This is a genomic window from Rhizobium oryzihabitans (assembly GCF_010669145.1).
Lineage (GTDB): Bacteria > Pseudomonadota > Alphaproteobacteria > Rhizobiales > Rhizobiaceae > Agrobacterium > Agrobacterium oryzihabitans.
This window is the reverse complement of record NZ_CP048635.1, coordinates 699346-719336: the sequence shown is the minus strand read 5'-3', so window position 1 is coordinate 719336 and position 19991 is coordinate 699346. Positions and strand designations below refer to the sequence as shown.

The 19991-nt window shown below is 60.5% G+C and carries 14 protein-coding genes and 1 pseudogene; 7 read left to right on the top strand and 8 right to left on the bottom strand.

The window, feature by feature from the left end; genetic code table 11:
- The first annotated feature begins 27 nt into the window (after positions 1 to 27).
- The 3 genes and pseudogenes from G3A56_RS19985 to G3A56_RS19975 all read left to right on the top strand — a co-directional run bounded on the left by G3A56_RS19985 (position 28) and on the right by G3A56_RS19975 (position 8164).
- Positions 28 to 5483, top strand: a pseudogene (locus tag G3A56_RS19985) (alpha-2-macroglobulin family protein).
- Entirely contained in the window at positions 5480 to 7558 is a 2079-nt protein-coding gene (gene pbpC, locus G3A56_RS19980) for a penicillin-binding protein 1C (RefSeq protein WP_164056793.1), read from the top strand. Before G3A56_RS19985 ends, pbpC begins: the two are co-directional and overlap by 4 nt.
- Before the next feature lie 324 nt (positions 7559 to 7882).
- The gene (locus tag G3A56_RS19975; protein ID WP_246231396.1) at positions 7883 to 8164 is read left to right on the top strand and encodes a hypothetical protein; all 282 of its coding nucleotides are present in this window, start codon (positions 7883 to 7885) and stop codon (positions 8162 to 8164) included.
- Positions 8165 to 8284: 120 nt separating this feature from the next.
- Here the strand turns inward: G3A56_RS19975 and G3A56_RS19970 are convergent, their stop codons facing one another.
- The 3 genes from G3A56_RS19970 to G3A56_RS19960 form a co-directional block, all read right to left on the bottom strand.
- On the bottom strand, positions 8285 to 8932 hold the full coding sequence (locus tag G3A56_RS19970; RefSeq protein WP_035242877.1) for a DUF2161 domain-containing phosphodiesterase: 648 nt from the start codon (positions 8930 to 8932) through the stop codon (positions 8285 to 8287).
- A gap of 165 nt (positions 8933 to 9097) precedes the next feature.
- Complete coding sequence (locus tag G3A56_RS19965) at positions 9098 to 9406, bottom strand: hypothetical protein (protein WP_082185420.1); 309 nt, start codon at positions 9404 to 9406, stop codon at positions 9098 to 9100.
- A gap of 603 nt (positions 9407 to 10009) precedes the next feature.
- A complete protein-coding gene (locus tag G3A56_RS19960) occupies positions 10010 to 11173 on the bottom strand; it encodes a M20 aminoacylase family protein (RefSeq protein WP_082185422.1) in 1164 nt (387 codons plus the stop codon).
- Between the two features lie 224 nt (positions 11174 to 11397).
- Between G3A56_RS19960 and G3A56_RS19955 the strand changes: the two genes are divergently transcribed.
- Both G3A56_RS19955 and G3A56_RS19950 read left to right on the top strand, forming a co-directional pair.
- Positions 11398 to 12456, top strand: a complete 1059-nt coding sequence (locus G3A56_RS19955) for a D-alanyl-D-alanine carboxypeptidase family protein (protein WP_051032459.1) — start codon at positions 11398 to 11400, stop codon at positions 12454 to 12456.
- Positions 12457 to 12633: 177 nt separating this feature from the next.
- A complete protein-coding gene (locus G3A56_RS19950) occupies positions 12634 to 13788 on the top strand; it encodes a CobW family GTP-binding protein (protein WP_082185425.1) in 1155 nt (384 codons plus the stop codon).
- A 241-nt stretch (positions 13789 to 14029) separates the two neighbouring features.
- Here G3A56_RS19950 and G3A56_RS19945 read toward each other — a convergent pair whose 3' ends face one another.
- From G3A56_RS19945 to G3A56_RS19925, 5 genes are all read right to left on the bottom strand, one after another.
- Complete coding sequence (locus G3A56_RS19945) at positions 14030 to 14266, bottom strand: sulfurtransferase TusA family protein (protein ID WP_082185427.1); 237 nt, start codon at positions 14264 to 14266, stop codon at positions 14030 to 14032.
- Positions 14263 to 15564, bottom strand: coding sequence for a L,D-transpeptidase family protein (locus G3A56_RS19940; RefSeq protein ID WP_137067598.1), 1302 nt, complete (start codon positions 15562 to 15564; stop codon positions 14263 to 14265). Before G3A56_RS19940 ends, G3A56_RS19945 begins: the two co-directional genes overlap by 4 nt.
- A 191-nt stretch (positions 15565 to 15755) precedes the next feature.
- Positions 15756 to 16709, bottom strand: coding sequence for an acetyl-CoA carboxylase carboxyltransferase subunit alpha (locus G3A56_RS19935; protein ID WP_035222548.1), 954 nt, complete (start codon positions 16707 to 16709; stop codon positions 15756 to 15758).
- 62 nt (positions 16710 to 16771) lie between these two features.
- Entirely contained in the window at positions 16772 to 17767 is a 996-nt protein-coding gene (xerD, locus tag G3A56_RS19930; protein WP_082185430.1) for a site-specific tyrosine recombinase XerD, read from the bottom strand.
- Positions 17764 to 17937, bottom strand: a complete 174-nt coding sequence (locus G3A56_RS19925) for a histidine kinase (RefSeq protein ID WP_082185432.1) — start codon at positions 17935 to 17937, stop codon at positions 17764 to 17766. Before G3A56_RS19925 ends, xerD begins: the two co-directional genes overlap by 4 nt.
- Positions 17938 to 18126: 189 nt before the next feature.
- Here G3A56_RS19925 and G3A56_RS19920 point away from each other — a divergent pair, with 189 nt between their 5' ends.
- Both G3A56_RS19920 and aroB read left to right on the top strand, forming a co-directional pair.
- Entirely contained in the window at positions 18127 to 18708 is a 582-nt protein-coding gene (locus tag G3A56_RS19920; protein WP_080838076.1) for a shikimate kinase, read from the top strand.
- Positions 18709 to 18713: 5 nt separating this feature from the next.
- Entirely contained in the window at positions 18714 to 19847 is a 1134-nt protein-coding gene (gene aroB / locus G3A56_RS19915; RefSeq protein WP_080838074.1) for a 3-dehydroquinate synthase, read from the top strand.
- The last annotated feature ends 144 nt before the right edge of the window (positions 19848 to 19991 follow it).

Below are 19991 nucleotides of genomic sequence, written 5' to 3'. Positions count from 1 at the left end.
GACATGTCTGTTGCGGGGAGAAAACTGATGTCGTTGCGCGCGCTCGTCCGGATCTCGTTGGTTGCGGTCTCAACCGCCATTGCTTTTCTTCCAGCCGCGGCGGCGGAGCCTTCCCGCAAGGTCGTCACCACCCAAAACGGTGATTATTTCGGCTTCGATCTCAGAACAGAACAGAATGTCTCGCTGGAGCAATGCGGCGATATTTGCGTTGGCGATACCGCCTGCAAGGCCTTCACCTACAATCCCAAGGTGAAATGGTGTTTTCTCAAGTCGGATTTCAATCAGCTGAATGCCTTTCCCGGCGCGGTTGCCGGCAAGATCGTGGAAGTGGCGGCTGAGGCCGATATCGGCGCGCCGCAACGCCTGTCCTTCGTCACGGATAGCCTGCAGCAGGAAGCGCGCCGGTTGAAAACGGGCCTTGCGGCAAACGCGGGACAGGGCGAAGGCGGGCTGGAAAGCCTGCTTCAAACGGCAAGACAACAGGCAGCGGCGGGCAATATTCCGGATGCGGTCGAAACCTATAAGGCGGCTCTCGCGATCTCGCCCGATGACGGCGCGCTGTGGGCGGAGCTTTCGCAGAAGGCGGCGCAGGTCAGCGATAATTATGCGATCGCTGGCCAGGCCGCTTCCGCTGCCATCAACGCCTATCAGCTAAGCCGCACGGTCAGCGCCCGCACCGAGGCGCTGAACCGGCTGGCGCAGGCTTTCGAAAAGACCCAGAATTATCGCGCGGCACTCAGCGCTTACAAGGAAAGCCTCACGCTTTCCGATAATCCCCAGACAAAGGCGGCCTATGCCGATCTGCGCACGCGCCAGGGTTTTCGCGTCATCAACAATACGATCGATACGGATAGCGTCAGCCCGCGCGCCTGCGTGCAGTTCTCCGAACCGCTGGTAAAGAATGGCGTCGATTATTCCTCCTTCGTCACGCTGGACGGAACCGCACCCAAGGCCATCGAGGCGAAGGGCAGCGAGATTTGCGTCGAGGGGTTGACGCATGGCCAACGCTACAAGATCGCGTTTCGCGCCGGCCTGCCGTCCTCGGTGGAAGAGCCGCTGGAAAAGCAGGTCAATCTCGATATTTACGTGCGCGACCGCGCAGCGAGTGTGCGCTTTACCGGCGAGAACTTCGTCCTGCCAGGCACGGCGCGTCGCGGCATTCCCATCGTTTCGGTCAATGCCGACCAGGCCAACCTGAAGCTTTACCGCGTCGGTGACCGCAACATCACAGCGCTTCTCACCAATTCGCAGTTTCTGACGCAGATGGACGGTTATAATGCCGACCGCATTGAAAACGAAATCGGCGAACTGGTCTGGCAGGGCGCGATAGACATCCAGCCCGACCTCAACAAGGATGTGGTGACGAGCTTTCCGGTGGATGAGGCCCTGCCGGAGCGTAAACCCGGCATCTATGTGCTGACCGCGGTTCCGCCCGGCACCGCACCGGAGACTTGGGATTCCCGCGCCACGCAATGGTTCCTCGTGTCCGATACCGGCATCACCACCTATGCCGGGACCGATGGTCTGAACGTCTTCGTCCGCGCGCTTGGCAGTGCCGAACCACTGGCAGATGTGGATTTGCAGCTGCTTGCCAAGAATAACGAAGTGCTCGGAACCGCAAAGACGGATGCGGATGGCAGGGCAGTGTTTTCGGCGGGCCTCATGCGCGGCACGGCGGCACAGGCGCCCGCCATCCTCACGGCGCGCAACGGCGACAAGGATTATGTCTTCCTGGACATGACGCGTGCCGGCTTCGATCTCTCCGATCGTGGCGTGACGGGGCGCGCTGCCCCCGGCGCCATCGACGTGTTCAGCTGGACCGAGCGTGGCATCTACCGCGCCGGCGAGACCGTGCATGCGGCCGCTCTTGCGCGCGATGTCGACGGCAAGGCGATCGAGGATTTGCCGCTGACCTTCATCTTCTCGCGCCCGGATGGCGTCGAGGACCGGCGTTTCGTCAGTGATGGCAAGGCGCTGGGCGGCCATGCGGTTGATCTGCCATTGCAGGCAAATGCCATGCGCGGCACCTGGACGCTGCGCATCCACACCGACCCAAAAACGGCTGCGATCAGTGAAAAGAGCTTTCTGGTCGATGATTTCGTGCCTGATCGCACGGAATTTGATCTGTCCAGCAAGGTGAAACAGATCGAGCCGGGTGCCGAAACGGCAATCGATGTCGATGGCCGTTATCTCTACGGCGCGCCCGCCGCAGGCCTGACGCTGGAAGGCGAGGTTGCCGTCAAGCCGACCCGCACGAGCGCCGATTTCGAGGGGTATTTCTTCGGTCTGGCCGATGAGGAAAGCGAAGAGGAAAACCGCACCACGCTTGCCGACCTGCCAGCGCTGGACGAAGAAGGCAAGGTGAGCTTCAATGTCGATCTGACCGATCTTCCGTCCACGACGCAGCTGCTTTCGGCCAATATCACCGTGCGCATGCGTGAGGCCGGCGGCCGCGCCGTGGAACGCTCGCTGACGCTGCCGGTGAAGGCGCAGGCGTCGATGATCGGCATCAAGCCGCAATTTTCGGGTGATCTCGCGCAGAATTCCGTCGGTCGTTTCCACATCGTCGGCGTCTCAGCCGATGGCACGAAACAGGCGATGAGCGGTCTCAACTGGAAACTCATCAAGGTCGAGCGAAACTATCAATGGTATCGTCAGGGCAATTCCTGGCGTTACGAGCCGGTGGAATATACCAAACAGACCGAAACAGGCACGCTTTCCGTCGATGCCAATGGCGCAGAGATTTCCGTGCCCGTCACCTGGGGCCGTTACCGGCTGGAAGTGGAAGGTGCCGGCAATGGCGCCCCGGTTTCCAGCGTCGAATTCGATGCCGGTTTCTACGTCGAGGCAAGCTCGACAGAAACGCCGGATGCGCTGGAAATCGCGCTGGACAAACATAGCTACAAGATCGGTGATACCGCGAAACTCAAGGTGTCGTCGCGTTTTGCCGGTCAGCTGATGGTCACCTCCGGTTCCGAGAAGCTGATTTCAGTGCAGAATGCTGAGATCGGCGAGGATGGCGGCGAAATCGACATTCCGGTCACCGAGGAATGGGGCGCGGGTGCCTATGTCACGGCCACGCTGTTCCGCCCGGGCGATGCGCAGGAAAGCCGTATGCCGATGCGCGCCATCGGCATCAAGTGGCTTGCCGTCGATCCGGCCGAGCGCAAGCTTGCCGTGACACTTGGCGCGCCGCAGAAGACGCTGCCGCGCCAGCCGCTTGAAATCCCCATCAGCGTCGCCGGTGCGGGCGTGGGCGAAAAGGCCTATGCCATCGTCGCGGCGGTGGATGTCGGCATATTGAACCTTACCCGCTATGAGCCGCCGAAGCCGGATGAATGGTATTTCGGCCAGCGCCGGCTTGGTCTGGAGATCCGCGACCTCTATGGCCGCCTGATCGACGGTTCGCTTGGCGCTACCGGCCGCCTGCGCACGGGCGGCGATGGCGGGGGCGCAGCATTGCAGGGCAGCCCGCCCACCGAAAAGCTCGTGGCCTTCTTCTCGGGACCTGTCGAACTGGATGCGGATGGCAAGGCGACCGTGAGCTTCGACATTCCGCAGTTCAACGGCACGGCGCGCATCATGGCTGTCGCCTGGACAAAGACGGGCGTGGGACACGCTGTCTCCGATGCGGTCATCCGCGATCCCGTTGTGGTCACCGCCAGTGCTCCGAAGTTCCTTGCGCCCGGCGATGTCTCGCAATTGCGGCTCGATATCGCCAATACCGATGGCGAGGCCGGCGACTACCGGCTGGATGTGACGAGCAACACGGCCCTGACGGTCGATCAGGGCGAGATGTCGCAGACCTTGGCGCTTCAAAAGGGGGCAAGTCTTCGCTGACCGTTCCCTTGACGGGCGAACAGCCCGGCAATGGCGCAATCACCATCAAGGTTTCCAATGCTGCCGGTATTTCGCTGGAACAGGTTCTGAACGTTCCGGTGCGCCCGGCCGTTCTGCCGGTCACGACGCGGCGTGAGATCAAGATTGCGCCCAATAGCAGTCTGACGATCAATGGCGACCTTCTGGCCGATAGCATGCTTCTCGGCTCGTCCGTCGCCGTCAACGTCACGCGCTCGCCAGCCTTCGATGTTCCGGCGCTGGTGATGATGCTCGATAAATATCCCTACGGCTGCGCCGAGCAGACGACGAGCCGCGCCCTGCCGCTGCTTTATCTTTCGGAAATGACGAAGGATAGCGGCATGGCCGAAGACCCCGATACCCACCGGCGCGTGCAGGAGGCGATCTACCGGGTGCTCTCCTTCCAGTCGAGTTCCGGCAGTTTCGGCCTCTGGTCGCCCGGTTATGGTGATCTGTGGCTCGATGCCTATATCAGCGACTTCCTGACAAGGGCGCGCGAGCAGAATTACGACGTTCCCGAACAGGCCATGGTGCAGGCGCTGAACAACCTGCAGAACGGCCTTTCCTATGACAGCAACGTCAAGGACCGCGGCAACGAGATCGCCTATTCGCTCTATGTGCTGGCGCGTAACCGCAAGGCGGCGATCAACGATCTTCGTTATTACGCGGATACGGCGCTTGGCGATTTCCCGACGCCGCTTGCCAAGGCGCAGGTTGCCGCAGCACTCTCGCTTTATGGCGATCAGGCCCGCTCGAAGGCTGTGTTTGGCGCGTCGCTCGATATGGCGAGCCGTGCCACCAATGTGAGCTTCGCAAGGGCGGATTATGGTTCCGCCCTGCGTGATGGCGCGGCGACTCTGGCGCTTGCGGCGGAAAGCCGCCCGGTTCCGGCCGTTGTGCCGCAGCTTGCCGGTGCGGTGGCGAAGGAATGGGAAAAGAAACCCTATACCAGCACCCAGGAACAGGCATGGATGCTGCTTGCTGCCCGCGCCGTCAAAGGTGAGGACAAGGATATCCGCCTCGATGTGAACGGCGATTTGCAGACCGGCGGCTTCGGCAAGCGGATGAGCGGCGACGAATTGCTGGCCGCTCCTTTAAAAATCGCCAATGCTTCGGCCGATCCCGTCACGGCTGTCGTCACCACGGTCGCACCGCCGGCGCAGCCGCTTGCCGCCGGTGGCGAGGGCTTCACCATCACCCGCACCTACTATTCGATGGATGGCGAGGAAGTGAACCCGAGCGAGGTGGCGCAGAACGAGCGTTATGTGGTCGTGCTGAATGTCGTGCCGCAAAATAACTGGCAGTCGCGTATTCTGGTAACCGACCTTCTGCCTTCCGGTTTCGAGATCGACAATCCGAGCCTCGTCAATTCTGCAGCCCTTTCGAATTTCGACTGGTTGCCGGAAACGGAAGCCGCGCATACCGAATTCCGCTATGACCGGTTCGTTGCGGCCTTCGACCGCTCAGCCGGTGACAGTTCGGAAATTACGCTCGCCTATGTGGTGCGCGCGGTTACCCCCGGCACCTATGATCATCCGGCAGCGTCGGTGGAAGATATGTACCGGCCGCAATTTGCCGCCCGCACGGCAACGGGCCGCATGGAGGTGCGTTCGGCAACCCCATGAGGCGGAAAAAGGCGATCATCTTCGGCATCGTGTCGGCCGCGCTGCTTTTAGGCGGCGCGGCCTTCGGCCTCGATGCGCTGGACAAGGCCTATCCGCCACCGCTGGACGCCGCTCGGCAGCGGTCCTTCGAGGTGCTGGACCGCGACGGCCGGCTGCTGCGCGCCTTCGCGACACCGGATGGCCGCTGGCGGCTGAAAACCACCGCCGCCGAGGTCGATCCGCAATTTCTGCGCATGCTGGTCGCTTATGAGGATCAGCGTTTCTATGAGCATCACGGCGTCGACCCGTGGGCACTGCTGCGCTCCGCCTGGCAACTGGCGAGCAACGGCCGGATTGTCTCCGGCGCATCGACGCTCTCCATGCAGGTGGCGCGGTTGATCGAACCGCGTGCCGACCGGTCGTTTTCGGCGAAATTTTTGCAGGCCGCACGTGCGCTCCAGATCGAAAGACGGCTCAGCAAGGCGGAGATTCTCGATCTTTATCTGAATATCGCGCCCTATGGCGGCAATCTCGAAGGCATTCGCGCCGCAGGCCTCGCCTGGTTCGGCAAGGAACCTGCGCGGCTCGATACGGCCGAGGCCGCCCTGCTCGTGGCGCTGCCGCAATTGCCGGAAAAGCGCCGTCCGGACCGTTTCCCGGATGCGGCAAGGCAGGCGCGGGAGCGCGTGTTGCAACGCCTTGCCGTCGAGCGTGTGGTGGGGGAAGGGGAGGCGGAAAGGTCGGGTCTTGCGGGCGTGCCCGCCAGCCGGCGGGATCTGCCATCCTATGCGCCGCATATGGCCGTTGCCGCGCGGGCGAAATTTCCAAATGTTACTGAGGTGCATTCCACGCTGAAACTGCCAATCCAGCGGGAACTGGAAGATGTGGCCCGCCATGCGGCGGAAAAGCTGGGAGACAGGGTCTCCGTCGCCATCGTCATGGCCGACGCGCAGACCGGCGACATTCTGGCGGAGGTGGGCTCGGCGGATTATCTCGATACGGCAAGGCGCGGTTTCGTGGAGATGAGCCGGGCCGTGCGCTCGCCGGGGTCCACCCTCAAGCCTTTCATTTATGGCCTCGCCTTCGAAGACGGTCTTGTCGGGCAGGAAACCATCATCGAGGATCGCCCGGCTGATTTTTCCGGTTATCGCCCGCGCAATTTCGACATGCATTATCAGGGCGATGTCAGCATCAGGCAGGCGCTGCAACTGTCGCTCAACGTGCCCGCCGTCAAACTTCTGGATGCGGTCAGCCCGTCTGCGCTGATGGTGCGTTTCCGGCGGGCGGGCGTGAGGCTCGTGCTTCCCGCAAACGAGGCGCCGGGGCTCGCCATCGCGCTTGGTGGCGCGGGTATTTCGCTGGTGGATCTGGTGCAGCTTTATGCGGGACTTGCTGGCGGCAGTGAGCCCGTGCGGCTCGGGGATGGCGTCCGCTCCACCCCGGAACGGCTCGGCGGTGACCGGCTGTTTTCCGATGCCGCGATCTGGAACGTCTCCGACATCCTGTCCGGCGTGCTGCCGCCGCTCGGCATGAAGCAGCGCGGCATCGCCTACAAGACCGGCACCAGCTACGGTTACCGCGATGCATGGTCGGTGGGTTATGACGGGCGGCATGTGGTCGGCATCTGGGTCGGGCGTGCCGACAATGGTGCGGTTCCGGGCATCGCCGGTTATGCGACGGCCGCCCCGATCCTGTTCGAGGCCTTCGAGAAGTCCGGCGTGGCGATCACGCCGATGCCGGCCGCACCTTCCGGTGTTGCGCGGGTTGCCGTGAGCGACCTTCCCGCCAACCAGCGACGTTTCACCCTGACCGCAAGTGGCCTGCTTTCCGCCTCGAAACGGGAAAGCGCCCCGCGCATCGTTTATCCGCCGGAAGGGGCAAGGGTCGAGCTTTCCAGCCAGTCGGGCATTTCGCCGCTGGTGTTGAAGCTGCAGGGCGGGCGTGCGCCTTTCCGCTGGCTCGCCAACGGCATGCCCCTGCCGGATGTCTCCCTTCGCCGCAACAGCGAATGGCGGCCGGAGGGGCAGGGATTTTCGACGCTGACGGTGATCGACGCCGATGGCCGCGCTTCGAGCGTGCGGGTTTTCATCGAGTGAGTTTTTAGGGTGCGCCTGCCGCAATAAGCGGTTTCGTGCTCGCCATTCTTCCCAATTTAAAACCACCGGATGGCGCGGCCTGCGAAGCTGCGGAGGCTGGGCCTTTGTTCTTCTCTGGTTCATTGGTCCAGCAACCTCATCCGTAAGTTGGTCCAAGCCGAAATTCTGCAATTTTTGTTGCGAATCCCGTTTCATCCCGTTGTGTTGAAACTGCGCCCGGAAAACGCCGGCCGCCAAGCCGACCATCGTACTCGGAAATAACGACGAGATGGCGCTCGGCGCGATCCAGGCGTTGAAATCGTCCGGTGTCGGCAAGAAGGACGTTTGCAGACCATCAAACGCGGCGCGGATGACCTTTCCGAAGATGCCAAAGCCCGCACCCGCACCCCGCCCGGACACCCGGAAGGATATCTGGAAGCCTTTGCCAATCTCTATGCCGGTTTCGCGGAAGCTATCCGCGCCCGCAAGGCAGGACGCGAGCCTGATGCCATCGGCCGCAACATCCCGCTTGCCCATGACGGGCTGAAGGGCGTGGCTTTCGTCGAAGCGGTGGTGGATAGCGCAGGAAGTGCCGATCCGCGCTGGATTACGCCGGTGGCGGTGTAGGCAGGCGGAAAAAGATTGGCTGGCAGTGAAAGGCTTGCTCCCGCGGGGGCAAGCTTGTTCAAGGTGTCTCGTGGCTCAGGTTTGAATAGCCAAGGTGGTGTGCTCTTTGAGGTGCGGCGCTTATGTCGGCCAACGCACCACCGCTTCGCGGCCAGCATCGGTCAGACCATAGACCCCACGGTCAAGCCTCTCAAACCAGCCATATACATTTGAGAGCAGTATTTTGCCCGCATCAGGGACGTCCAGCCTCACATCACGCACGCGCAGTGGCCCCTGAGCCAAGGCTTTCGCACATCCAAGCGCCTGCTGGCGATATGCCGTCATGAGCGGCGTACGCGTGCTGCCACCAAGCGCCGGATCACCCCTGCGCTTCTGGTGTTCGCGTATAAGCCGCGACCGTCGTTTGGGATTTGTTCGAGGCATGGGAGAAACAGAGCTCACGATGATATTGACGTGACCGTCTTCCGATACCCCAAGCATTCCAATCCCCAGACGACGACAAAGGTCTCGATAACGTTTATCGGTCTCCCGTCCTTTCCCTCGGGCGGACATTTTCGCTGCGATCCAGACTTCGTCAGAGATCGATCCGCGATCAACCGCCTGAAGGATCAGCTCGAGATTGAAAGCCAGTTTCAGTTCGCAAATCACGACGACGGGTGGGTCACCGTCACTTAAACCAACGAGATCACAATTGCCGACCTCTCCCTTGACCACATAGCCAGCCTTTTCGAGAAAGGCTTTCACAGGTTGATAGAGAGAAGTTTCCATGGATGCACTCTGACGGAGAATCGTCTGTCGACAATACATGGAACGCCGCCCAGGATCACCGCCCACTGGCGGCGGAGCCGCATCTGTCGCGTCCGGGGCCTTCGTCAGCCCTTGCTTTTCGACGATGCAGCCAAGTCGATCAGATTTTCAGCGCGACCGGCGCGTCTAGGTGTTGCCGACAGCAACATCGAATGGGTGACGATCAACCCGGTCTTGAAGCGCGATCACCACAGCCTGGAGAAAATCCCGTCGCCTCGGGTCGATGGTTCCCGCAAGCGTCGTCGTCAGCCGACCGCTGATCTTGTTCATAAAACCAATATGGTCGAAGCTGTCGGCTTTGATGTTCACCTCGACCTCTTCCATGTAGTGCGCCAGGTGCGATTCCAATTCAAGGTTTGTGTCCTTCTGATACCGGGCGGCCATTTGCTCAGCAAGCGTGCCCATCTGCACGTGCGGGCCATATTGGTCGATCATTATGCCTCCTTCGACGTTCTTCAGTGACTTAGATAGGCGTGTGTTGTGAAGGCGCGAGGTTATCGAGGGAAACGAGACGTGCAAAATAGCCATATCACGGGAATTTGATTGCATCCTGCCGACGCCACTGAGGTGGATCAGTCCTCGCGAAAGACGCCTAATCTATTGTTTTCACGGGATAATATTCAGGAAAATGGTGTCCACGAGAGGATTCGAACCTCCGACCCCAGGATTCATACCACTTCGGCTTTAGCCGCCGTCCCGTCGTCATCGGACAGAACGTTCGTGGTCTGGACTGTCCCTTCACCATGAGCCATCAGGCCTTTAGGTGCTGCCCATCCAGTCTCTACACCTTCACCGGATTTCTCCGGAGCTTGGCTCGGGATTGGCATGCTGGAAGACCAGCGAAGCTTTCCCCGACTTTGAGCAGATCGATTGCGTCGTTTCCGGGCGCAACCCCCAATTTGCCTTAGGAATCCTGTGCTCTATCCTGCTGAGCTACGTGGACACTGAATTGCTCTTTAACCTGCCGTCGCCGGCGGATCAACCGCGTTCTTTGCCACGGTTGATCTGTTCCTCCGCTTTCTTCGTATCAGCCGGCAATCAGGCCGTCAGGCGCTGTTCGGCCAGTTTCACCCAGTAGGAAATGCCGTAGGCGATGGCGTCGTCGTTGAAATCGTAGCCGGGATTGTGAAGGCCAGCCGAATCGCCGTTGCCGATGAAGATGAAGGCACCCGGCCTTTCCTTCAGCATGAAGGAAAAATCCTCGCCCGCCATGGAAGGGTCGACATCGGGATCGACATGTCTCTCACCCGCGACATCGCGGGCGACGCGAATGGCGTGGTCGGTCTCGTCCGCATGGTTGAAGGTTACCGGGCAATAACGCTCATAGACGACCTCGGCTTCCGCGCCGTTTGCAAGTGCCACACCTTCCGCCATCTGCTTGATGCGATCTTGCGCGAGATCACGCACCGTCTCGTCCAGACTGCGCACGGTGCCGGCGATCAGCGCATCATTGGGGATGATGTTGTGGCTGGAACCGGCGTGAAAGCGGGTGACGGAGACGACCACCGAGCGGATCGGATCGGCGTTGCGTGAGGCTATCATCTGCAGGTTGCCGACGATCTGTGCGCCAATGGTGATCGGATCGATGGTGCGGTGCGGCTGCGCCGCATGGCCGCCGCGGCCCTTGACCGTGATTGAAAACTTGTCCGGGGCCGCCATGATGCCGCCCTTGCGGATGGCGAAGGAGCCGAGCGGGATGCCCGGCATATTGTGCATGCCGTAGACCTCGTTAATGCCGAAGCGCTCCATCAGGCCGTCTTCGACCATGGCGAGCGCGCCCGCGCCACCTTCTTCGGCGGGCTGGAAAATGACGGCGATCGAGCCGGCGAAATTGCGTGTTTCGGCAAGATATTTTGCGGCGCCGAGCAGCATTGCGGTGTGACCGTCATGACCGCAGGCATGCATTGCGCCTGTCGTTTTGGAAGCCCATGGCTTGCCGGTTTCCTCGAGAATGGGAAGAGCATCCATATCCGCGCGAAAGCCGATTGTGCGCTCACCCGCAACATTGCCCCTGATGATGCCGACCACGCCCGTGCGGCCAAGGCCGGTCACGATTTCGTCAACGCCGAAAGATTTCAGCTTCTCCGCAACGAAGGCCGCGGTGTTGTCGACATCATACAAAATCTCGGGGTTTTCGTGCAGGTGACGCCGCCATTCGCTGACTTCCTGCTGAAGTTCGGCGGCTCTGTTCAAAATCGGCATTCGTTCATTCCTGGGTTTATCGGTGCGGTATGTCGCAAAAGCCTATCCTCCGCGGTGGATAGTGCGCCGCATAATTGACGTAATCAATGTACTTTGCCATTGCTAGGACATATATGGTGAATATTGCCATTCCCCGACCGAAGACGGGAATTCGAGGACAAGCCTTGCCACAGATATTCAAATCGCCAAACGCCGCCCGGCGGCTCTCCGCAGTCGTTGCCATCATGACCGCAGGCCTTGTTGCCGCAGCACCCGTGGCGAATGCCAATCCGAAAATGGTGGTCGATGTCAAAACCGGCAAGGTGATTTCCCATCAGGAAGCGTTCCGCAAGTGGTATCCGGCCTCGCTGACCAAGCTGATGACCGCCTATATCGCCTTTTCGCAGATGAAGGCCGGCAAGCTCAGCCCGCAGACCGAGGTGGTGATGAGCAAGAAGGCCGCCGACCAGCCGGCCTCGAAAATGTATTTCAAGCCGGGCCAGAAGCTGACGATGGACAGCGCGCTGAAGCTGCTGCTCATCAAATCCGCCAATGACATCGCGGTCGCCATCGCCGAAACCATCGGCGGCACCAGCGAGAATTTCGTGGCGCAGATGAACGCGCAGGCGCAACGGCTGGGCATGAGCTCCACCCGTTACGTCAATGCCAACGGATTGCCCGGCAAAGGGCAATATACGACCGCGCGCGACCTTGCCCTTCTGGCCCTGATCATCAAGCGGGAATTCCCGGAATATGCCGGTTATTTCTCTCTTGAGGGCGTTACCACCGGCAAAAAGAACTATGCGAATTTCAACATGCTGGTCGGCCGCTTCGACGGTGCGGACGGCATGAAGACCGGCTTCATCTGTGCGTCCGGTTTCAACCAGGTGTCATCCGCCGTGCGCAACGGCCGTTCGGTCATCACCGTCGTTCTGGGCGCAGATAGCCTTGCCGGTCGAACCGATCAGTCGGCCGATCTTCTGCAGATGGGTCTCACCGCGCCGTCGGGCCAGGGTGTTTCGCTCGCCTCGCTGGCGCCCTATGGCGACACCGGCGAAGTAAATGACGTGAGTGCCGAGATTTGCAATCCGAAGGCCGCCAAGGTGCGCAGCGAAAGCCGCGATGAGGCGGGCCGGATGGTCATCCACTCGCCCTACGTCACGGAAATGACCCGCCCGCCGGAATATTCCTTCGCCGGCCTCATTCCAGGCAGCGAGACAGTGGCGGTCAACACCGTTAAGGGAGCTGCCGGCAAGGGTGAGCTGGCCAACGTGCCTATCCCGATCCCGCGCCCGACATTTTGATTGTCGGCACCGCTCTCTTCAATGGACGAGGGCGGACGCGCTTTGCGGATTGGGTATTCGCAGGCCTGATCTGTTATGATATTACAGTGTCGCTCGCGGTCTCAGGGCCCGGGCGATTTCTGTTTTTATCGCGCGGTTCCGGTTGTGCCGGAGCGGCCCTCAACATACAGGCAAGGCATGTCTCGCGATCGTATACCGGTTTCCATCATCACCGGATTTCTCGGCGCCGGAAAATCGACGCTTCTCAACCGGCTTCTCAAAGACCCTGAGATGAGCGATGCCGCGATCATCATCAATGAATTCGGTGATGTCAGCATCGATCACATGCTGGTTGAAAGCGCAGGCGAGGGGATCATCGAACTCGCGGAAGGTTGCCTGTGCTGCACCGTTCGCGGCGAATTGGTGGATACGCTGGCGGAACTGATGGACGGCATCCAGACCGGCAAGCTGAAGCCGGTGAAGCGTGTCGTGATCGAGACGACCGGCCTGGCTGATCCCGCTCCTGTCATGCAATCGGTCATGGGCAACCCGGTGATCGCGCAGAATTTCGTCCTGAATGGCATGGTCACGGTGGTGGATGCCGTGAATGGCCTTTCCACCCTCGACAATCATGAGGAGGCAGTGAAACAGGCGGCCGTGGCAGACCGGCTGGTGATGACGAAGCGCAAGCTTGCCGACGCTTCCGCGATTTCGGCGCTGACGGCGCGTCTTCAGGCCCTCAATCCGCGCGCGACAATCGAGGATGGCGACAAGGCCGACTGGAGTGCTGCGGGACTTCTGGACAACGGCCTTTACGATCCCGGCAGCAAAAATGCCGATGTCGGCCGCTGGCTGGGTGAGGAGGCGGCACATGATCACCACCATCACGACCATGACCACCTCGGGCACGGCCATCACCATCATCATGGCGATGATGATGACCATCACCGTCACCATCACGATGTGAACCGTCACGATGCATCGATCCGCTCTTTCTCGATTGTTCATGACAAGCCGATCAACCCGATGGCGATCGATATGTTCGTGGATTTGCTGCGCTCGGCGCATGGGGAAAAGCTGTTGCGCATGAAGGCCGTCGTCAAGCTGTCGGATAATCCGGACCGGCCGCTGGTGCTGCATGGGGTCCAGAGTATTTTCCACACGCCCGAACGCCTCGCAGCCTGGCCGGATCCATCCGATCAGCGCACGCGCATGGTGTTGATCACCAAGGATTTGCCGGAGGCTTTCGTGCAGGACCTGTTTGCCGCCTTCACCGGCGCGCCGGGCATCGACCGGCCGGACAGGCAGGCGATGACGGATAATCCGCTGGCGGTTTCCGGGTTGCGGTTTTAGGGCACGCGGCGCTTTTCAACATTCACAGCCGTGGTTACCCCCTCTGCCCTGCCGAGCATCTCCCCTCAAGGGGGGAGATTGGCAAGAGGCCTGCTCCGAATATCTTTATGGGCATCTTAACTGCAATTGCAGACGTTGTGAGAAAACGAGCGGCTGCCCCATCCGATCTCCCCCTTGAGGGGGAGATGTCCGGCAGGACAGAGGGGGTAAACCGCAGGCTCGAAGGTTAAAACGCAGCGAATTACGCCCCTTTTACGATCCGAAACCGATGCCCCTTATCCAGCGCAACCGTCTCCACCAGCCTATGCCCGTCCTCATTGCACATATGGGCAATATCGATCACGGCCAGCGGATCGGTCGTCTCGACAGTCAAGACATCGCCCGCCTTCAGCGCCGCAAGCTTCTTGCGGCTTCTCAAAACCGGAAGGGGGCATTTAAGCCCCCTCAAATCATAAACGATCTCGGCTGTGCCGCTCATTCCTTGGCCCAGAACTTCCAGAACGGCTTCTTTTCCGGCGCTTCCGGTTGTGGAGCGGCGGAATAGGCGAGCGGGTTCAAAGCCGGAACCGGGATGCCCTGGGCGGCAGTTCCGCCCTGACCGGCAGCTGCAGGCGCCGGAGTGGCAGCGGCAACCATTGTCGGTGCTGCCGGGGCAGGGTTCGATTGCGGAGCGGCGGGCTGAACAGCGGAAGGACGCGGACCGCGCAGGGACGAGGCTGTTGCGGTGGTCGCCGGTGAGGACGACGTGACCTGCTGCGCCTTCTTCTCCATCAGCGCGGCATATTCCGTTTCTTTCATCAGCTTGCCGGCCTTTAGCGCCGAGCCGGTTGGCGCATAGGCAGGTTCGCGGCCCTTGCGCTTTTCGGCGACCAGCGCCTTGCGCTCCGCCTCGCTCGGGTCGTACCAGGCCATGCCGTCATATTTCGACATCGCCTTTTCATAGGCGAGATCGTAGGTCTTCTCGTAGCTCGAAAGCGCGCTGACAAGCGCCGGCGGCGTGCTCATGGCCGGGCATTGGGCGGAGGCGTTGAAGCTGCCGCCTTCCGTCTGCTGGTTGAAGACGTATTTCTTCTCGCAGACATTCACTTCCGGCGGGCGCTTGGTCACTTCGAAGTTGTCGTAACCGACCTTCAGCATCTTCCAGAATTCGAGATGCTCACTCTGGCGATGGCGGGCCATGTTCTCCGCCGTCATGCGGAACGGGAAGGCCTGCAGCTGCACGGTCTTCTGGCCGCCCTTGAAGGCGTCACGGGCAAAACCATAGATTTCAAGAATCTGCGCATCCGTCATCGAATAACAGCCTGACGATGAGCAGGCGCCATGGATCATCAGATTGGTGCCGTTGCGGCCATTGGCGGCATCGTAGCGGTTCGGGAAGCCGGTATTGATGGCGAGATAATATTTCGAGTTTGGATTAAGGTGCGCGGGCGTCAGGTTGTAGAAACCTTCCGGCGCCTGCCGGTCGCCTTCCTTCACCTTCGGTCCGAGTTTGCCGGACCATGCGCAAATCTCGTAACCGGCGATCTTCTCGAAGCGGTTGTCGCGTCTGGCCTTCCAGATTTCCAAGGCACCTTCTTCCTTGAAGATGCGGATCATGATCGGCGAGGTGCGGTCCATGCCCCTTTTGTCGATCTCGGCCAGAATGGACGGAGACAGCGGGTAATCGACCTTGTTCTTGACGTGGGAAACGTCGCGTTCCACGGTTTCGAGCGTATCGTTGCAGCCGGTAAGAATGAGCGCGGTGCAGGCGAGAAGGGCAAAATGTGTCAAACGCATGATCTGATCCGAAAGACGATGGCACGAAGCGGCGCAAGTTCTACACCAGCACGCGTGTATTTTAAATACGGTATTAACCGTTTACATCTTCTTAACTCAAATCGGACCCGCCCCGCGGCCGCCGATACATCTTTTGATGTGACCGGACTATGGCCGAGTTGGGGCGATATTCAAGGAAAATAAGGCCGGCGTTAGAGATTCCGGCCAATATCCAGGAACTTCTGGCGGCGTTCAGCGCGCAGCTGTGTGCCGGAACGCTGGGAGAGATCGGCCAGCGCCTTGGCGATGACATCGCCGGTCGCACCGATCACGGTTTCCGGTGCACGGTGTGCGCCGCCGATCGGTTCGGGAATGATCCCGTCGATAACGCCAAGCGATTTCAGATCTTCCGAGGTGATCTTCATATTGGTTGCAGCTTCCTTGGCGCGGGTCGAATCGCGCCAGAGAATGGAGGCTGCACCTTCCGGCGAGATCACCGAATAGATCGCATGTTCGAGCATGTAGACGCGGTTGCCGGTGGCAATCGCGATGGCGCCGCCCGAACCACCTTCGCCGATGACGACGGAGACGATAGGCACCTTGACGTTGAGGCACATTTCCGTTGAACGGGCGATGGCTTCGGCCTGGCCGCGCTCTTCCGCGCCGACGCCAGGATAGGCGCCTGCCGTATCGATGAGGGTTATGACCGGCAGCGAGAAACGGTCAGCCAGCTCCAGCACGCGGATCGCCTTGCGGTAACCTTCCGGGCGCGGGCTGCCGAAATTGTGCTTCAGGCGGCTTTTGGTGTCGTTGCCCTTTTCCTGGCCGATGATGGCGACGGGCTGACCGTTGAAGCGGGCAAGGCCCGCCTGAATAGCCGCGTCCTCGGAAAATTTGCGGTCGCCGGCAAGCGGCGTGAAATCGGTGAACAACGCCTTGGCGTAATCGACGAAATGCGGGCGCTGCGGATGGCGCGCGACCTGCGTTTTCTGCCAGGCGTTCAGCTTGGAATAGATGTCCTGCATCGCATCGTTGACGCGCGATTCCAGACGGTTGATCTCCTCCGAGGTGTCTATGCTCTCGTCTTCATCGGCAAGCTTCTTCAGCTCGATGATCTTGCCTTCAAGGTCCGAGATAGGTTTTTCGAAGTCGAGATAATTGTGCATGAGATCCGTTTCCGATCGTTTTGCGCAAGGTTTGACCGGATTATCCGGCGGTTCCGGTCGCTCTAATCAAGGTTTTTGCCCTGTTTGGCAAGGGGGTGATGTGTTTGTACCAGCTCTTGCAGGCGTTCTTCCAGCACATGTGTATAGATTTGTGTCGTGGAAATGTCGGAATGGCCCAGCAGTTCCTGCACGGCGCGCAAGTCAGCGCCGTTCTGCAAAAGGTGGCTGGCAAAGGCATGACGCAGGACATGCGGTGATACCGCGGATGGGGTCAGACCCGCACGAATGGCAATATCCTTGAGGTCGCGGGCAAAGACCTGGCGGGGCAGGTGACCTTCCTTGCTATTCGAAGGAAACAGCCACGGGCTCTCCTGTGTCTCCGGTTTTTTCTGCGTAGCGGCCGCCCTGCTTTTCTCCGGCGCGAGCGCCTTTCTGGCAGCCTCGTATTTTTCCATCGCCTCGATGGCGGCGCGGGAAAGAAGAACCATGCGGTCCTTGTTGCCTTTACCGCGGATCATCAGGAAGCGGCCTTCCTGACGCAGCACCTTAACCGGCAGCGAGACAAGTTCGCTCACACGCATGCCGGTGGCATAAAGAAGCTCGAGCAGCAGATGCATGCGGATGCGGGCAAGCTGGCCGGGACCGGATGTGGCGGCTTCCTGCGCGGCAAGGGCAAGAAGCCTGTTCACATCGTCGACGCTCATTGTTTTCGGCAGGGTGAGGCCTTTTTTCGGGGCGTCGATGATGCCGGTTGGATCGTCGCTGCGCAGCCCTTCCGAATAGAGGAAACGATAGAATTGCCGCATGGAGGACAGGCGTCTTGCCTGTGAAGTGGCGGCAAAGCCCTGAGCGGAAAGATGGGTCAGATAGGCGGAGAGGTCCGGGGTGCCCGCTTCCGTCAAAGACTGGCCGCGCTGGCCGAGAAATTCGCGCAGATCGGAAAGATCGTGCTCATAGGAAGAGAGTGTGTTTGTGGCGGCGCCGCGCTCGGCGCTCATCATTTCCAGAAAGCTTTCCAGCCGCGCGCCATCGCGCCCTCCTGCCGCCTGAGCGTTCATGGGGTGCGCCTGGCCGGCTCAGCCGCCGGTGGGTTCAGCCGCTCGGAAGGAATGCGCACGGTCACTTCGCGGTCGCGTGGCTGAACGAACATGACAAGCAGCACCATGCCGCCATAGATCAACCCCGCAATGGTCGCCAGTATCATCGTGAAGCGGAAGAGGGTGGGCATGGCGGCTCCGTGAAGGTGGCGGTCGAAACTTATATGCGGTGCGGCGATAGCGGCAGCAAGATCAAAAAGCCGACGTCTACTCCGCGCCGCATGCGGCGTTGATTGTGATTCAACGCAATTCAGTCAGCAATTTGGCTTGACGCTTCGTAAACATTTGCAGATATCCATGCCAAACGGGCTTTCAAATTTATGAATGAAACGAATTTATCCGTCCCGGCCACACTCGGGGAACAAGCGCGGGCAAAGCTCGGACGGCGCAACATCGTCTTTGTCGGGCTGATGGGGGCTGGAAAATCCGCGATAGGCCGCATGGTCGCCCAGCAACTCAAGGTCTCCTTCATCGATACGGATGTCGAAATCGAGCGGGTTTCGCGCATGACGATAGCCGAGCTTTTCGCCACCTATGGCGAGGAGGAATTCCGGGCGCTGGAAACACGGGTCATCAAGCGGCTGCTGCGCGGCGGCCCCAAGGTCATTTCCACCGGCGGCGGCGCCTTCATCAACGACAATACCCGCCGGCACATCACGCGCGGCGGTATTTCGCTGTGGCTGAAGGCCGATCTCGAGGTGCTCTGGGAAAGGGTCAACAAGCGTGACCACCGCCCGCTTCTCAAGACCGAAAACCCCAAGGCGACGCTCGCGGCCCTGATGGAAAAACGTTACCCGATCTATGCCGAGGCGGATCTGACCATCGAATCCCGCGATGTCCGCAAGGAAATCATCGTGACAGAAGTGCTGGCCGCCATAGCCGGCATCGAACAGAAAGACTGATCCCCATGACGCCTTCCGAAATCCACGCCGATGAACGTCTCGTCCATGTGCCGCTCGGCGAGCGCGCCTATGACATTCTGATCGGGCCGGGCCTGATCGGCCGGGCGGGCGGCGAGATTTCGGCGCGGCTGAAGGGCCGGCGCGCGGCCATCATCACCGATGAACATGTCGCGCCGCTTTACCTCGAAGGCCTGATGGATGGCCTGCAGACGGATGGCATCGAGGCCGTCTCGCTGACCCTGCCGGCCGGCGAAAAGACCAAGAGCTTCGAACATCTGGTCACCGTCTGCGATGCGGTTCTGGCAGCAAGGGTGGAGCGTAACGATGCGGTGATCGCGCTCGGCGGCGGCGTGATCGGCGATCTCGCCGGTTTTGCAGCGGGCATCGTGCGCCGCGGCGTGCGCTTCGTGCAGATACCGACCTCGCTTCTGGCGCAGGTCGATTCCTCCGTCGGCGGCAAGACCGGCATCAACAGCCGCCATGGCAAGAACCTCATCGGCGTATTCCACCAGCCCGATCTGGTGCTGGCGGATACGGCCGTGCTCGATACGCTGAGCCCGCGTGAATTCCGCGCCGGTTATGCCGAAGTGGTCAAATACGGATTGATCGACAAGCCGGATTTCTTCTTCTGGCTGGAAAAGAACTGGGATGACATCCGCACCGGCGGACCCGCCCGCATTCAGGCGATTGCAACGAGCTGCCAGGCGAAAGCCGATGTGGTGGTGGCGGATGAGAAGGAAAACGGCGTGCGCGCCCTCCTTAATCTCGGCCATACATTCGGCCATGCGCTGGAGGCGGCGACCAATTACGATAGCAAGCGGCTGGTGCATGGCGAAGGCGTCGCCATCGGCATGGTGCTGGCGCACCAGTTCTCCGCGCGGCTCAACCTTGCAAGCCCGGACGATGCCGCTCGCGTTGAAGCGCATCTGAAGGCTGTCGGCCTGCCGACGACGATGAAGGATATTCCGGGCGAGTTGCCGCCGGTCGAAACGCTGATGACGGCAATCGCGCAGGACAAGAAGGTCAAGGGCGGCAAGCTCACCTTCATCCTCACCCACGGCATCGGCCAGTCCTTCGTGGCCGATGATGTTGCGGCGTCCGAGGTGCAGTCCTTCCTGTCGGAAAAGCATCCGGGGTAAGATTTTGAGCGATACGGTGAGGGCGCCCCCTCATCGCCTCGCTTCGCTCCGGCACTTCTCCCCGACCGGGGAGAAGAACAAGCCGCTTTGGCAATGCCATACGAAACAGCATTGCTGCAGCTGCATTGATGTCTGAGCTTTGAG

Bases quoted from the DNA above. Each gene is read 5' to 3' on its own strand.
- G3A56_RS19925 (WP_082185432.1), bottom strand. From the start codon at position 17,937: ATGCCCACCCTCTTCCGCTTCACGATGATACTGGCGACCATTGCGGGG.
- G3A56_RS19945 (WP_082185427.1), bottom strand. From the start codon at position 14,266: ATGAGCGGCACAGCCGAGATCGTTTATGATTTGAGGGGGCTTAAATGC.
- G3A56_RS19935 (WP_035222548.1), bottom strand. From the start codon at position 16,709: ATGCACAATTATCTCGACTTCGAAAAACCTATCTCGGACCTTGAAGGC.
- G3A56_RS19950 (WP_082185425.1), top strand. From the start codon at position 12,634: ATGTCTCGCGATCGTATACCGGTTTCCATCATCACCGGATTTCTCGGC.
- pbpC (WP_164056793.1), top strand. From the start codon at position 5,480: ATGAGGCGGAAAAAGGCGATCATCTTCGGCATCGTGTCGGCCGCGCTG.
- xerD (WP_082185430.1), bottom strand. From the start codon at position 17,767: ATGAACGCTCAGGCGGCAGGAGGGCGCGATGGCGCGCGGCTGGAAAGC.
- G3A56_RS19965 (WP_082185420.1), bottom strand. From the start codon at position 9,406: ATGATCGACCAATATGGCCCGCACGTGCAGATGGGCACGCTTGCTGAG.
- G3A56_RS19960 (WP_082185422.1), bottom strand. From the start codon at position 11,173: ATGCCGATTTTGAACAGAGCCGCCGAACTTCAGCAGGAAGTCAGCGAA.
- G3A56_RS19940 (WP_137067598.1), bottom strand. From the start codon at position 15,564: ATGCGTTTGACACATTTTGCCCTTCTCGCCTGCACCGCGCTCATTCTT.
- G3A56_RS19920 (WP_080838076.1), top strand. From the start codon at position 18,127: ATGAATGAAACGAATTTATCCGTCCCGGCCACACTCGGGGAACAAGCG.
- aroB (WP_080838074.1), top strand. From the start codon at position 18,714: ATGACGCCTTCCGAAATCCACGCCGATGAACGTCTCGTCCATGTGCCG.
- G3A56_RS19955 (WP_051032459.1), top strand. From the start codon at position 11,398: ATGACCGCAGGCCTTGTTGCCGCAGCACCCGTGGCGAATGCCAATCCG.
- G3A56_RS19970 (WP_035242877.1), bottom strand. From the start codon at position 8,932: ATGGAAACTTCTCTCTATCAACCTGTGAAAGCCTTTCTCGAAAAGGCT.